General features: G+C 45.6%; 10 protein-coding genes. 9 read left to right on the plus strand and 1 reads right to left on the minus strand.

Annotated elements, in window-relative coordinates; translation table 11 throughout:
* The first annotated feature begins 2 nt into the window (after window positions 1-2).
* The 6 genes from AB4Z08_RS28800 to AB4Z08_RS28825 are packed head-to-tail and all read left to right on the plus strand — an operon-like array spanning window position 3 to window position 6,749.
* Complete coding sequence (locus AB4Z08_RS28800; RefSeq protein WP_441577247.1) at window positions 3-1,448, plus strand: hypothetical protein; 1,446 nt, start codon at window positions 3-5, stop codon at window positions 1,446-1,448.
* Window positions 1,414-2,283: an FkbM family methyltransferase gene (locus AB4Z08_RS28805; RefSeq protein WP_441577248.1), complete on the plus strand. Its 870-nt coding sequence runs from the start codon at window positions 1,414-1,416 to the stop codon at window positions 2,281-2,283. Before AB4Z08_RS28800 ends, AB4Z08_RS28805 begins: the two co-directional genes overlap by 35 nt.
* 10 nt (window positions 2,284-2,293) lie before the next feature.
* A complete protein-coding gene (locus AB4Z08_RS28810; RefSeq protein ID WP_441577249.1) occupies window positions 2,294-3,400 on the plus strand; it encodes a glycosyltransferase family 4 protein in 1,107 nt (368 codons plus the stop codon).
* Window positions 3,397-4,137: an FkbM family methyltransferase gene (locus tag AB4Z08_RS28815; RefSeq protein ID WP_441577250.1), complete on the plus strand. Its 741-nt coding sequence runs from the start codon at window positions 3,397-3,399 to the stop codon at window positions 4,135-4,137. The genes AB4Z08_RS28810 and AB4Z08_RS28815 overlap by 4 nt, the downstream gene beginning before the upstream one ends.
* Complete coding sequence (locus AB4Z08_RS28820) at window positions 4,134-5,330, plus strand: glycosyltransferase family 4 protein (RefSeq protein WP_441577251.1); 1,197 nt, start codon at window positions 4,134-4,136, stop codon at window positions 5,328-5,330. The genes AB4Z08_RS28815 and AB4Z08_RS28820 overlap by 4 nt, the downstream gene beginning before the upstream one ends.
* Window positions 5,331-5,345: 15 nt before the next feature.
* Entirely contained in the window at window positions 5,346-6,749 is a 1,404-nt protein-coding gene (locus AB4Z08_RS28825; RefSeq protein ID WP_441577252.1) for an undecaprenyl-phosphate glucose phosphotransferase, read from the plus strand.
* Here the strand turns inward: AB4Z08_RS28825 and AB4Z08_RS28830 are convergent.
* Window positions 6,746-7,459 carry an FkbM family methyltransferase gene (locus tag AB4Z08_RS28830; RefSeq protein WP_441577253.1) on the minus strand — a complete coding sequence of 238 codons (714 nt, stop codon included), beginning with the start codon at window positions 7,457-7,459 and terminating at the stop codon, window positions 6,746-6,748. The two genes, AB4Z08_RS28825 and AB4Z08_RS28830, sit on opposite strands and share 4 nt — an antisense overlap.
* A gap of 299 nt (window positions 7,460-7,758) precedes the next feature.
* Between AB4Z08_RS28830 and AB4Z08_RS28835 the strand changes: the two genes are divergently transcribed.
* The 3 genes from AB4Z08_RS28835 (at window position 7,759) to AB4Z08_RS28845 (ending at window position 14,946) form a co-directional block, all read left to right on the plus strand.
* On the plus strand, window positions 7,759-8,376 hold the full coding sequence (locus AB4Z08_RS28835; protein ID WP_441577254.1) for a class I SAM-dependent methyltransferase: 618 nt from the start codon (window positions 7,759-7,761) through the stop codon (window positions 8,374-8,376).
* Between the two features lie 413 nt (window positions 8,377-8,789).
* Window positions 8,790-12,356 (plus strand): hypothetical protein, encoded by a 3,567-nt coding sequence (locus AB4Z08_RS28840; protein WP_441577255.1) that lies wholly within the window; start codon window positions 8,790-8,792, stop codon window positions 12,354-12,356.
* Between the two features lie 31 nt (window positions 12,357-12,387).
* Window positions 12,388-14,946: a hypothetical protein gene (locus AB4Z08_RS28845; RefSeq protein WP_441577256.1), complete on the plus strand. Its 2,559-nt coding sequence runs from the start codon at window positions 12,388-12,390 to the stop codon at window positions 14,944-14,946.
* The last annotated feature ends 15 nt before the right edge of the window (window positions 14,947-14,961 follow it).

Below are 14,961 nucleotides of genomic sequence, written 5' to 3' on the forward strand. Positions count from 1 at the left end.
AAATGGATAACGGATACACTAGTCTTCAAAGCAGTAATGCATATGTGGAAGCTTTCAGGGAAAGTATGCCCCTGATGGTAGCTGGGGTACTGCTGTATCTGTATTACAACAGGCGGATCAATATTATTGATACGCTGCTATGTGCCTTTGCTACGGAAGCTTACACGATGATTGCCATAGGTCCTACCTTTACAGCTACTTTTTTTATCGGTATCTTCTTTTTTATCGAACAGCTTCATCAGCTGCTGACAGGCAGACAATACATCCGGAAAGAATATCTGTTCCTGTTGTTGCTGCCGCTGCTCTCCCATATTTCGGTATTTCTTATTACACAGCTATACAAGGATCCATTCTATTACCCGGGAGGTAAACTATTGGCGTTTTGTACCAAGCCTATCTATTTTTACGTAAAAACTTACTTACCGCTATTTGCCATTGGGGCAAAGATAGTGCAGGACAGAAATCAGCTTTCATTCGACAAATTCATCACCACCATAAAAAAAATAGCGGGCATCTCCTGTGTAGTAGCCACCATACAGATTGCCGTGCAGCTGGTCTTTAGGAATATAGCATTGGGAGAACTACTGGGGTTACAAAGCCGGTATATGCTGGAGCAAATCAATGGCCCGCTTGGGTTGCGGGTACAGGCATTTTTCTCAGAGCCTAAAATATTCAGCGCCTTTTTATCGTTGGCGATCCCGCTATTTGCTAAAGACAGAAACTACAAAATGGTAGCTGTTACATTGGTTGTTGGTATTCTCACCGCTTCCCAAACATTCTGGATAAACATACTGGCCGGCGCCTTCCTGTTTTCTACGTTTAAGAAATTCAATTCCGTCAGGGTGAAAATGTTGGGTACACTAGGCATGATCGTAGGCATCTTCCTCATCGTAGCTGCTTCCAAGGAATATTTCCTGAAACATTATATGGAAAACCGGAACCAGCCTATTTATCAACTGCTCTTTGAAAGATCTGCCTACCGGTACGATAATGAGATATGGCAAAAGAATAATATCATCATGGGTATTCCGCTCCAAAGGGATATGGAGTTACCTATAGTGGATTTCCTGAAGGATGAGCCCTATCTTCTTTTATCGGGATACGGCGCCGGAAACAGCACGTTCATTCCTCCCAATTACTTCTTCGGGCAGCTTAGTTACAAAAATCGGGTAGATGGTGTTGGTGGTCATAATCTTAACATGCGATGGTTCTTCATTCTCGCTGAATTTGGAGCTGTATCGTTATTGTTCTTCTTCCTGATACTTACTAAAACAACTCCAAATACACCCGCTTTTCAGCGCAACTATTTTGCATTTGTGGGCGTCTGTTTCTTTTTCAGTCAGATCGATCTCTTTTTAATAATAGTCGCATTGCTCAGTGCATATGAAAATGAGGCAACTAATGAAAATGAATATGAACAAAATACGGAATATACTATGGGGCATTAGGTTCCGGGGGGCCTTACTATATCATTACCTGTTCAATAAAACGGTAAGGCAACGAACAGCATGGCGTGAAATGATGTATCATCTGTTTTCACCCGGCATGTATGCGGTAGCCAGGCAAAAGGCAGTCCTCGTAAATAAAGATGATCACTACTCCTATTACCGGATACAAGGGTTTGATGATATATTCATCTATCCATCCTCAGCGCCATTTTATAGTCTGGCGATGATACTGGCAGAAGCAAGACCTCCTCACTGGCATTACTATGAAATACCACAAACAAAGGTAGCTCCGGGTGATGTGGTAGTAGACTGCGGCAGTGCAGAAGGCTTTTTTGCTTTCCAGCATCAATATACTGCCAGCCGCATTTTTGTACTGGAACCCCTGCCCTTGTTTGTAGATTCCCTGCAACAACTTTTTCAACAAAAAAACAAAGTAGTGATTCTTCCCGTAGCTGCCGGGGATGTTTGTCAGAAAGCATACATGAATATTATCTCCGGTTACACCGTACTGAATGGTACCCTCCAGCAGCATAGTAACAACGGGCATTCTGTGGAAGTGGATGTAGTTACGCTGGACAGTCTCTTTGCTGATAAAGGCATCCGGATAGATTACCTGAAAGCAGACATTGAAGGATTTGAGGAAAACATGATCAGGGGCGCACTGAAAACGATCCGGGAAAGCAAGCCTAAAATAGCCATTACCACTTATCATGAAGGGCAGGATTACGAAAAGCTGATAGCCCTGATAAAAGGAGTGGTACCAGAATATAACCATCTCGTAAAAGGAATTCATTACATCTCCGGCAATCCGGTGATGTTACACATGTGGATATAAAGAACAGCTCATGATGCAGATATTTTTGGACAATATTATATTCTCTATTCAAAAAGCAGGTGGTGTATCTGCTTACTGGTATGAGCTGCTGTCGGGCATATGCAACAGTGGTGAAGCCATTTGTTTTTTAAATGCCTCTCCGGTACCAAAGAATATTTTTGAGCAGAAAATAAACTATCATCCATTCAATTGTATCCGTGAAAGCTGGATTCCCAGTAAATATCTCCGCTACCTGCCCATGCGGTATCAACTCCCTGCAGCTTCCGTTTTTCATGCTGGCTACCTCCGGGTTTCTACCCAGAAAAACATTCTGAATATGCTTACTGTGCATGACTTCGCACATGAAAGGAAACTCGCTTCAAAATTTCCGCGGGGACTGGCCAATACGCTGCAAAAGGCATATGGTATCAATCGTGCAGATGGTATCATCTGCATTTCAGAAAGTACCCGGAAGGAATTGCTTCACTTTTTCCCGGCCATAGATCCGGAAAAAGTGAAGGTCATCTATCATGGCATTTCTGATGATTTTTATCCGATTAATAAGCAATTGCCGGTCAGATGTTCACTGGATATGGATCTCCATAAAAAATTCATTCTATATGTGGGCGCGCGCAGGAACTATAAGAACTTCTCCATTGCAGTAAAAGTAATGGAGTTATTACCGCCCGCTTATCAACTCGTAATAATAGGTGGTGAGCCCTGGGATAAAAAAGAACTGCAGGGAATGCAGGAAAAAATTGCAGGTCGTTATCATATTTTCCCTATTGTGAACCAGGTTGATCTGAATAGCTTATACAATCACGCTTTCTGTTTGCTGTATCCATCTGCTTATGAAGGTTTTGGATTTCCTCCGGGTGAAGCGATGAAGGCTGGCTGTCCGGTTGTTACTACCAACATTACGTCCATGCCTGAGATAGTGGGAAATGCAGGGTTGTTGGCAGATAAAGCAGATCCTCTCCTGTTCGCAGAAAAAATTCAGAGCCTTGAAAATGACAGCTACAGACAACAGGTAATTACGCATGGGTTAGCACAGGTGCAACAGTTTACATGGGCTAAAAGCGTACGGGAAACGATTGGATTTTATCAGGATTGCTGGAATTATAAATTTTCTAAATGAGTATTATTTTCAAAATTGCGGATTCAGTAAAAGTATTTCTGACCTCGGGGAGGGGTTTCACACCCTTGTGGGAAAAAGGAGCATCCGTTGCCTCTACCCTGATAGTACATAACTGCCGGCATTACATTCCTTCATTGAGTGTCATCCTGGATGTAGGCGCTAACCAGGGACAGTTTGCCCTGGCAGCCAATCATTTCTATCCCGAAGCAGCCATTCATTCTTTTGAGCCGCTTCCGGAAGTGTTTTCCATATTACAACGTAATACACGCCGGTTGCCCCTGATCAATACTTACAACTTTGCTTTGGGTAATTCAACAGGCACCCTTGCATTTAACAGCAATGCTTATTCTCACGCCAGCTCTGCGCTTCATGTATCTGTTTTACAAAAAAACATGCTTCCCCAAACTGCCACCTCAAACGAAATACAGGTGCAGGTGAAGCGACTGGACGACTTCCGTCCTTCTTCTCCCTTAGTGGCGCCATTACTTTTAAAAATGGATGTGCAGGGATTTGAAAAAGAAGTATTAAAAGGTGCGGTGAATACGCTCCGGCAAATTGATTACCTGTTATTCGAAACCTCATTTGTTCAAATGTATGAAGGGGAACCATTATTTGATGAGATGCACAATTTTGTTAAAGACCTGGGATTTGAATTCATCGCCCCAGTGGGTTTCCTGCAATCTGAAAAATTACAAATCCTTCAAATGGATCTATTATATAAAAGAAAGACAGTATGAAAATTGTGGTCAACGATCATTCGGGTCATGCGTTTACGTTGCAATTAAGCCGGCAATTTGTGCAAAGCGGGCATGAAGTCCTGCATGCCTACTCCGTGTCCTTTCAATCACCCAAAGGAAACTTTGAAGATCTGCCTGTTGACGGGAACAGATTGACAGTGTTGCCTATTATGATCAAAGGCAAGTTTGATAAATACTCCCTTTTAAAAAGAAGAAAACAGGAAATTGAATATGCCCGGCAGTTAATTGATAAAATGGAGGCATTTAAACCCAATGTAGTGTTAAGTGGTACCACGCCCTTATTTGTGCAACAACATGTGCAGCGGTATTGCATCAGCAAGGGGATTAAATTTGTGTATTGGTGTCAGGACATCTATGCAGTTGCTATCAGGCAAATCGCCAGGCGGCGGCTGGGCTTCTTCAGCTTCCCGATCTGGTATTATTTCAAGCGCCTCGAAATAAATCTGCTTAAGAAAAGTTCACATGTTATTAGTATCACCCAGGATTTTAACCATCTGTTCCGCAAGTGGAAAATCCATCCCAACCTGGTCACCTGCATCCCCAACTGGGCACCCATCAGGGAAATAACACTGATGGATAAAAATAATCAATGGGCCAGGCAACACCAGGTAATGGATAAAACCTGCATTATTTATTCCGGTACACTTGGGTTAAAACATAATCCTGCCATGCTTTCTGCCGCAGCAGCGTATTTCAGTAAACATAAGGATGTTGTTTTTATCGTCATTTCAGAAGGACTTGGTGCAGCATTTCTGCAAAAAGAAAAGGAGCAACAACAATTGGACAACCTGTTATTATTACCATTCCAGCATTTCAGGGATATGAGCCAGGTACTGGGCGCTGCGGACATTTTACTGGGCATACTGGAAAATGATGCAGGCATCTATTCCGTACCCTCAAAAGTGCTTACTTATTTATGTGCGCAAAAGCCCATTGTACTTGCTATTCCCCCGTCCAATCTGAGTGCTGCTATTGTGCTGGAAAATAAAGCCGGCTATTGCACCGCGCCGGATGATCACCAGGGTTTTTGTCATCATATAGAGAAGCTGGTAGCGGATGCATCTTTAAGAAAGGAAATGGGGTATAATGGCCGGTCGTATGCGGAAAAACATTTTGACATCCATCATATTGAAAACAAGTTTTTGCAGGTATTTGAAGCTATCGGGAACTGACTTAACAACAATACTATGAAACCAGGAAACCAAATCAATTTCTCTCTGAGATTACTCATTGATTACATAGTGCTCACGTTGGCGTTCCTCTGCGCCAGAAAATATATTGCTGGTTTAGGAGATGTATATTTTTCCCAATTTAATTTGTTACTGCTGGGCATCAGTATTGCAGCATGGACTGCCATCGGTATGTCTGTTCATCTATATGATGAATTCAGGACCCGGTCGTTTTCTTATGAATTTGTTGCGATTCTCAAGACCGTCTTGTTACAGGCCTGCTTCTTCACATTTCTGTTCTTCTATTTTTTCAAGTATTATCCTTATCCCAGAACATTCACGCTGCTGTATACTTTTCTTATCTTCATCAGTATTACTATCGTTAAATTTTTTGTAAAGCAGTCCCTCTTAAGGTTAAGGTCAAATGGTTATAACATAAAAAATATACTCATAGTAGGTACCGGCGACACAGGAATGAAGTTTTATAAAACAATTTTATCCAACGATCACTTTGGTTACCGCTGTGTTGGTTTTGTGGATGAGCAGGCCAATGATCACCTGCACCGGCAGTACCTGGGCAAGGTGTCTGATCTTACCAGGATACTGGAAGATCATGAAATAGATGATGTGATCATCGCTTTACCGGAAACATTAAACGGGCAGATGGAAAATATCATTATAGCCAGTGAAAAGGAAGCCAAACGCGTAAGAATCATAGCGGATTGTCATCGCTTCTGCACGTCTACTGCCAGTATGAACTTCTTTGGTAAGTTCCCGCTTTTAACGATCCGGACCTCTCCATTGGATGATCTCACCCAACAAAGGTTCAAGCGTATTTTTGAATWTTGCTTTACCTGTTTACTTTTTATTACGGTATTCAGCTGGTTATTTCCCATTATAGGCTTACTGATTAAGTTATCTTCTCCTGGCCCCATCTTATTCAAACAGGAAAGATGGGGCTTGAAGAACAAAAAAATAATCTGTTATAAGTTCCGTTCTATGGTCATCAACACGGATATCGTGGATGAAAATGGAAGATACCAGCAGGCAGCACGCAACGATAGCAGGGTGACCCGCATCGGACGTTTTTTGCGCAAAACCAATCTCGATGAACTTCCCCAGTTTTTCAATGTACTGCTGGGAGATATGTCGCTGGTAGGTCCCCGCCCCCATCCCATTCCTTTACACCAGGAATCCAAGAACACTATACAGCACTATATGCTAAGACATGTAGTGAAGCCGGGAATTACAGGTTGGGCACAGGTGAATGGTTTCAGAGGTGAAACCAGGATATCTGGTCAGATGCAAAAGCGTGTTGATTTTGATCTGTGGTATATTGAGAACTATAGTTTCTGGCTGGACTGCCAGATCATTTTTCAGACATTAATGAATATGATTAAGGGAGATAAAAACGCCTATTAATTCAAGTCGCGTTTTAATGCTACTACATTCTGGAAAGAGAATATTTCATAACCGGTGGAATTATACGCTCCCAGTGCTTTTAATCCATCGGGTAATAACCGGTAAAAATCATAGCCTGGTAATATATCAACAATATCCTTGAAAAATGTTCTGGAGATGATGTTCATTTCATTGAACTCGATTTGTATGACGGATACCAGTCCTTTGGCAATGGTTTGCTGCGCCCCTTTCAACACGCTTAGCTCGTGACCTTCTGTGTCAATTTTCAATAGCGCGATCTTTGATATGTTATTTAATGCTACAAATTCATCAATGGTAGTGAGCATAATAGCCACTTCCTCTGCCTGTCCTTTATGAAGATGCTCTATCACATCTTTGTACATGGTGGCATGTTCTGAACCTCCATTTCCACGGTAATCATACATGGCAGCCTGGGTACTTACTTCTCCTGCTCCCTGCGGCACAGGCGTAAAATCGTGTGCTGCAGCCACCTCCTGCAATTTCCGGAAGGCCACGGGATGAGGCTCAAAAGCATAAATAGGTAACCTGATATTATTTTTCCTGAGCATAATGGAATAGTTGCCCATATTGGCACCAATATCCATGATAACACCGGAATCAAGATGCTGCCCGGCCATCAGGTATTTAATAAATGCTTTTTCTCCTGACACCACCTCATTCTCGTAATTCCTGAGGCCTAGCCCGCACATGCTCAATTTGTACAAAAAAAGATTGAACGGGTAAAAAACCCTTCGCGCGAATAAGAACACATACATTCCTTTAACTGACTTTCCCAGGGCATTCATGATTTGATAGTTATTTGATGGGGTGATCATATACGACAAAGTCAATATTCCACTATATTAAATTTACTGATATTTAATGCGGGAAGATCTATTCACTTTGTTCATTCTGAGGGGAATGGAGCCGGACAGGTCTTTTATGGCCACCTGTGTAATTGAGGAAAGTTCTTACCGAATAGATATCTTTGTGGTCCGAAAACATGATGATGGATCAGAAAGCACATTGGGAAAATATCTATACAGGCAAGCAGCCAAATGAAGTAAGCTGGACACAGGAAGTACCTGAAATCTCACTGGCACTCATTCGTGAAATGAACCTTCCGAAATCAGCGCGGATCATTGATATTGGCGGCGGTGACAGCAAGCTGGTTGACTTCCTGCTCCGGGAAGGCTATGAAGATATTACCGTACTGGATATATCTGAAAAAGCGTTGGAACGGGCTCAGAAACGTTTGGGCGTGCTCGCGGAGAAGGTGACCTGGATAGTGTCCGATATAACAACATTTAACCCTACCAACACCTATGATTTATGGCATGACAGGGCTGCTTTTCACTTTATGACGACTTCCGAACAAATTGAAAAGTACCTCCGCATTGCCAAGCAAGCAGTAAAAGGCTATATGACCATTGGCACCTTTTCCTATGATGGTCCGACAAAATGTAGTGGACTAACCATTAAGCAATATGATGAAACGGCGCTGGCAGCGCAACTATCAAACGGTTTTACAAAGATCAAATGTATCACGGAAGAACATATCACGCCATTTAATACCAGACAGCATTTCCTGTTTTGCACTTTTAAAGCAACATCCGGTCAGCCATGATACATGGCTGACCGCAAATAATCATATCAGGTACGTTCATATGCCCGGAAAGATTGTCTGGCTACATCAATGCCATACCCCAATCATATCCCCGGGACGCAGAAAACAGGGAATACACCTGCCGGGGAGCTGCCAGAAATAATATCGCCGCGAAATAAACAAAAAATGAACGGCTATCCTTCGATAATTTTTCTTCCGGGAGAAAAATTCTAAAAAAGATGTTATCTTTATAGGGAAGTTTGTTACAACAGGTTTCTCTCCAGACCTCAAAATATAAGATACAGCTGTGACGGTATCATCCTATAACGTAAGCCTTTTCAATTAATTGTTTTTCGGCCACTGTAGCACATTATATCGACTCATTTTTCGTATGCAGGCGTGTTTGTCGCTCTGATTACTCCAAAAAAAATATTATGAAACCCCTCACATTCAGGATCATAATATGGATACTGGTATCCTTGTTTGCCTTTCATCTCTGTGCCTACCGGGCATCGGCACAGCCGCCGGCCTACGTACGGGTAGTTCGGCACAACACCGGTAACCTGTTGAATAATCCATATTTTCTATTGAAAGAATTCCCTGATACGCTGATAATGGGCGGCTTTAAGCTGGTAGTAGAAGAATATGAAAGCGGCGAATGGAGTCCTTTGTCAGGTGGTTATATACACCTGACTGGTTTAGCCCGGATACAATTCAGCTGCAGCGCAAGTCCCTGGTGGCAGCACTATATTTCCGCCACTGCAGTAATGCAACCAGTGATGGTTGCTGTAGTAGATAGTGTACGTAATGCCAATGGTGAAGAAATCAGTATACGTGATGCCACTGCGCTGGGCATCCGTACCAGCATCGGGTCAAAGGTGGAGTTGCTGTTACCGCATGAAGGTGTTACCGCTACCTCTTTTTCCCGGTACCTGAATGAGATGGCCGGCCTTAAAAGGCCGGAGGGGATCAGGGTGCGATTCACGGATCTTACCGTGCACGTGCCCGGGCGTTATGCAGCCACTGGCACTGTGCAAACCGGTACAGCCCAATACCCCACTGATCCGGCAATACCGATAGCACCATTTTCACTGAATGTACATCCGGGGTTCAGGCTGGAAGTCAGCAGCCTTACCATCAGTCAACGAGGCGCATCAGCAGTGGCAAAACTCATCCTGCCCAACTCACTTGCTGCTACCGGAAATTGCGGAGGCGCTGCACTGGATCTTGGCAACATCAACCTGTCGCCACAATGCGAATTTTACAAAGCCCGGCCCGATTCCACATATGGCGAATTTGGTATAGGTGCTACCACCCTCAGTATACAGGGCACTGGTTATATCGCTGACTTCAGTTCAACCGCTGCCTATGTGCCTTCCGGGCAGCCCAATAGCTGGAAAGGCGTGTGGCTCCTTGCCGGGCACTCCAAAGGACTACCGGCAGGTAGTGTTATCTCCAATATCGGCTACCTGCAGGCAGATTATGCATTCAGTACTGCGCTGATAGAAAGCAACGGCCTCACCGCCGGCATGGTAAGCAGTCCTTACAGATATGCCAGCTCTCAGCCGGCAGGTTATGATATTGCATTCCATACCGGGAAAGTGATCGTAAGAGCAAGCAGCATTTCCTCCGGCCTGCTGGAAGAGAGCGTGGTCACCCTACCCAGAACGGCTATACGACGCGGCAATGATAATGCCGTGGTACTGCAAAGAGCAACGCTGAATTTCGGAGCCTCTATGAATCTGTCAGGACAATCGGCTATACCAGATGATTCCGCCGTTTTCTGGGGCGACTTTGTCAAAGCCGGTGGTGCGGACCGCCAATCATTTGGCGGGGTTTCGTCTGATACCGTATGGTTGTTTTTTTCCGCACAACCACGCCCTGCTTTTATGCCGGTGAGCAATGATGGTAAGCAGTTTTCAGGACCGTCAAGCCTGACTTCTGTGGCATCATTGGATGCCAACAATATGCAGGGCGCCACCATTAAGAACCTAAAATGCCTGATCATCAATTCTCCCGATATTCCCGGGAAATGGAAACCCAGGGATTCATTACTTTCCTGCAGCAGCAGCCCGTTAAGGCTCATGATTTTCAGCGACAGATCTATGTGGCTGCATGTTGCCACAGAAGGAGTCAACTGCAACATCGTTACGGTGGCACTGGAACATCCGGGACTGGAACTGGGCAACAACAAAAATCCATTATACAAAGGCGTCGAGCCATTCCGGACATCGATAACCAACACCTGGAATGGTGGTCCGGGCCATCTCACGTTGCAATGTGTGGAAAGTGCTGTTGTAAAATGCGATTACCGTGACAGTATCAATCTGCCAGAGCCGCTGGATGAAAAACTGACGTTCAAAGAAATGGTGTTCACGTCCACGGCCAACAATGCCGGCGGGAAATTGACCATCCCCAAAAATGCATCGTTGAAATACTGGGGGTTAAACCTGCTCCCCCGACCAGGTTTCAGCAATGCAGGACTTGTCAGCGTGAAAACCGGACAGGTGATCATCACGGCTGCTGGTCTGCTGGAAAGCGTTCATTTCGCGCAACCCTTCTGGCTTACCTGGGGAGAGCTGCTGGCAAACGGAACTCCCGGTCGTTTCTTCTTCGATTTTAATAGTGCCGGACAACAATTCGACGGCTTCAATTTTGTACATGATGCCGTAGCATTGTCAACTTATGATCCCGATCTCAGTGTAAAATCATTTCTTCGTGTAGGCGGCACCGTACATTTTCCATTCTTCGGTGGTGACTATCTCCATATCCAGGATTATTATGATCCATCGATGGCAACCGCGCCCTATTACAACCGGCGTATCGCACTAAGCAGCGCCACAGAAGGAGCGTTTCATCCAACTGACTCCACCATTGCAGGTAACTGGTCGAACGGATTGGGTGTTTTTGATTTTACGCTGAAGTATGCCGATGATGCACAGGATGGCTTTACCGGCATCGGCACCAGTAACCTGCGTAGTATACCCGGGGGCACACTGCCTTCTTTCCTCAACCTCTCCCGCCGTGGCAGCTGCATACGTATCGGATCCGACCTGAACGACCACCGTTCCATTGCGCTGGGCCCTATTTCCAATATCTCCAAACTACAACGGATATGGGGCTGCGCCTGTCTGCAGAACGATGGCATCTCCAACCTGACAATAGGAGGCGAAATAACCGCTGCCGGCAATATGATGATCGCGTCCCGCTCCGGTTCCTACCTCTCCGCCATGTTGCAGCAAACACCCAATCTGTCAAAACTGACGATTGATGGAGAAGCCTACCTGTCTGTTGCAGCACGGCTGGATGCATTAGTGAATGGGCACATACAGTTCACCCTTAACAACGCAGATGATTTCATGGAAGGGGAAGTAGCCGGGAAATTCCGCACCGTACAGGACAGCGTCATGGCAGCCAATTCATTGGAAGCAGAAGGGCAGTTGAACTGGCACTGGGGACTCAATTTCCATGAGCTGCAGGGAATGGTAAAACTAAAAATAATGGGAACTGCTGCCGGCACTGGTGTTGGCGCTGGTTTCTATATCGGCAACAATGCCCCTAAATCAAGAGCATGGGTGCTGATGAGTGCCGACCCCCGATATAACCTTAATATGACCGCCATGCCAGATCTTCTCACTGGTATATACGGCTATCTCCACGTACAGAATGGGGTGAACCTCTATGTGGTATCCGGAGAGTATGATATGTTCGTAGGCTACGGCGCCTTTGTGTTAACACCGGATATAGGCAGGCGTTTCGGCGGCTTTACGCCCGGAATAGGACTGCCCTATGTAATCGGTAATCTCGGCGGCCGTATCCATGGAGAAATACTGGGAGGACTGGTATCTGCCGGCGCTTATTATAACCTGCAGCTGATGCTTCCGTATCCACTTTCCTTCCAGGGAAAAGTGGGTCTCGAAGGATGCGTGGCCTGGGTTGTCTGCAAATCAATAGCACTTAATTTGGGCGTGAATTCCGAAGAAGGTTTCTATATCCGTTAGTGGTTTTTATCTGTCTGATCAAACATCAATAATGAAGACTTTCCTTAAAATACATCTGTTTCTTCTCTGCTGGCTGGTTGATCCTGCACTCTATGCACAAAATGCCATTGCCATCAGCAGTAAGGACGGTCCCGGACTTTATATTGCACTCAACTGGCAACCTGTATCACATGCAGTGAAGTATAACATTTTCCGAAAGGAAAATATCACAACAGCGTATCCGGTTACACCAATCAATCACCTGCCGGTCGCGCCAGCCGGCAACTGTTTTACCATCAAGTCCCTGCTCATTACTGCGCCGGATTCTGCCAGCTGGAAAATTGTAGCCGGCAGTCTCGCAGACACCGCCCTGTTCGATCCCTGCCAGATGAACACGATCCATGCAGATTCTCCTAAATATACTTTGCTACGACAACTCACCGCACGTAATATGCCCATTGCCAGAGCTGCAGGGCTGGCCTATGAGGATTGGTCCGTCCTTTCCGGTAATACCTACTTTTACAGAATAGTAGGCCTGGATGCTGCGGGAAATCAGCTGGGAGAAGCAGGTACCGATTTGAAGGTGGTAGCCGGTGTGTTCACGCCATTGCCAGCACCAACAGGTATTGTTGCAGAAGCCGGCGATGCGATGATACAAATACGCTGGAATACCGTACCCGGTGCCGGCGGCTATGTGGTAGAACGTTCAGTAAACCCATTAGGTAGCGGTTTCAGGACTAATCCTGACAATTATTACAGACGGATAAATCCCGCAGTAAACACCGGACGCGTCAGTCATCATCTCAATGGAGATACGCTTATTCCAACAATGGAAGGCTACACCGATTATCAGCATTTCGATCCCGTTTCCGGTAAACCTGTGGCACATGAAGTAGTTGCGCAGGAACCGGTAACCATCGTCAATCACATCAGCGGGCCACGCAATGGCGTGAGGTATTATTATCGTATACGCACAGTTGATTTCTTCGGACGCCACGGACCAGTATCCCCACTTACGGCTATTGGTGCCACCGCAAGAGACACTACTCCACCTGCAGTACCCATCGATATTTTTGCCACACCAGATAACGTAGCCGGCTATGTGAATATCAGGTGGACACAGGTAGTAAGGGATATCAATGGGCACTGGGAGCAGCCCGACAGTGCCATGCATTACAAAGTATACCGCTTCCCCTCTTCCAATATGTCTGACACCACGAGGGCTGTTTTAATCGGAGAAGTACATCCGGTCCGTGGACTACAATCCAGGGATACCACTGACTATGGACCGGGGCTACGTGCCCCTTACGGCGATAAAACGTGGTGGTATCGCGTTCGCACAATAGATCTCTCCGGCAATATCAGTCCATGGTCTACTGCCACCTCCGCGGTGGTAAAAGATACAACCAAACCGGATATTGTACACGGAGTAACAGCACAGGGAGAAGAAGAACATATTACTGTGAAGTGGCAGCTCAATGCAGAACCCGATATTGCCAGTTACATGGTATATCGGAGCCTTTGTCACCTGGGCGAGTGGAAAGAATGTAATCCTAATGACAGTTGCCTGCAATGGCGACTGTATAATCTCCCCGGAGGTGGGCTTACGTTTAATAATACTTTAGCAGGAAGACCACCTGATGAACCCAACAGACCAACAACTCTCCTGCCCTGTCCCTGTAGCGGACCGTTTGTTTTTCTGGGAGAAGTCACACAAGACTCTGCAAAGAAAGCGCTTGCAGCGAATCACGTTATCATTGATGACCACACTATACCAAAAGGATCACCGCTCTGTTACGCCTATTGGGTGAAAGCAAAAGATTCTTCCGGCAACCAGAGTGGTAGCTTCCCGTTTCCTTCTCCGATAGAAAAAGGCCAGATCATTTGTCAGCGCCTCCGCGACCATACACCGCCAGAACCAGCACTGATTGCTGGTTTGTATGCACAGGCCAACCAGATACGGGTGGAATGGATGGGACCTCCCACACAAGACACAAGAGCGTATCATGTATATCGCGCCACTGGTAAGCTTCCCGCTAACGAGCCGGGTGATACCGCCTATAAATGGGTAGGTGGTATGACTATCGAGTTGCCTCCGGCCCCACCGCAGGTACTTACAGCACCCTATACATCGCCAGGCATACCGGTCTGTGATCGTATTTCCGTGCAGGCCACTCCATGGATGAGTGCAGGTTTTTTTGAAGATAAAACAGTGGAACCTAAAAAAACTTACTGGTATAAAGTGGTGGGCATCGATTATGACGGTAACGAAACACCGCTGAGCAAGGCCGCTGCCATCAGCACATTTACCTTTGCAAAAACAGAAATCCCAGCCCCGGTTCTGGAAACACTCACCTTACAGACAGACACCTGCGGCATATTGCTGCAATGGTCACCTGCATTCGATCCTGCACTGCATACCGGATTTATGGTATATCGCAGCACCTCATCCGGTGGCCCTTTTATTCCGGTAGCTGCAGGCGTAATGAAAACAAATACTTATACAGACAAACAGGTGGTGCACAATGTACAATACTGGTACCGCATAGGACTACTGATGAAAAACGGGCAGCTTTCCGCGTTGACATCACCGCAGCTCATCTCGCCTTAAAGGGTAAAAGATGAG

The sequence above is a fragment of the Chitinophaga sp. RAB17 genome, assembly GCF_052114225.1.
Lineage (GTDB): Bacteria > Bacteroidota > Bacteroidia > Chitinophagales > Chitinophagaceae > Chitinophaga.

What these genes read in the sequence shown, in the direction of transcription:
- AB4Z08_RS28800 (WP_441577247.1), top strand. Translation starts at nt 3, where the DNA reads ATGGATAACGGATACACTAGTCTTCAAAGCAGTAATGCATATGTGGAA.
- AB4Z08_RS28805 (WP_441577248.1), top strand. Translation starts at nt 1,414, where the DNA reads ATGAACAAAATACGGAATATACTATGGGGCATTAGGTTCCGGGGGGCC.
- AB4Z08_RS28810 (WP_441577249.1), top strand. Translation starts at nt 2,294, where the DNA reads ATGATGCAGATATTTTTGGACAATATTATATTCTCTATTCAAAAAGCA.
- AB4Z08_RS28815 (WP_441577250.1), top strand. Translation starts at nt 3,397, where the DNA reads ATGAGTATTATTTTCAAAATTGCGGATTCAGTAAAAGTATTTCTGACC.
- AB4Z08_RS28820 (WP_441577251.1), top strand. Translation starts at nt 4,134, where the DNA reads ATGAAAATTGTGGTCAACGATCATTCGGGTCATGCGTTTACGTTGCAA.
- AB4Z08_RS28830 (WP_441577253.1), bottom strand. Translation starts at nt 7,459, where the DNA reads ATGTGCGGGCTAGGCCTCAGGAATTACGAGAATGAGGTGGTGTCAGGA.
- AB4Z08_RS28835 (WP_441577254.1), top strand. Translation starts at nt 7,759, where the DNA reads ATGGATCAGAAAGCACATTGGGAAAATATCTATACAGGCAAGCAGCCA.
- AB4Z08_RS28840 (WP_441577255.1), top strand. Translation starts at nt 8,790, where the DNA reads ATGAAACCCCTCACATTCAGGATCATAATATGGATACTGGTATCCTTG.
- AB4Z08_RS28845 (WP_441577256.1), top strand. Translation starts at nt 12,388, where the DNA reads ATGAAGACTTTCCTTAAAATACATCTGTTTCTTCTCTGCTGGCTGGTT.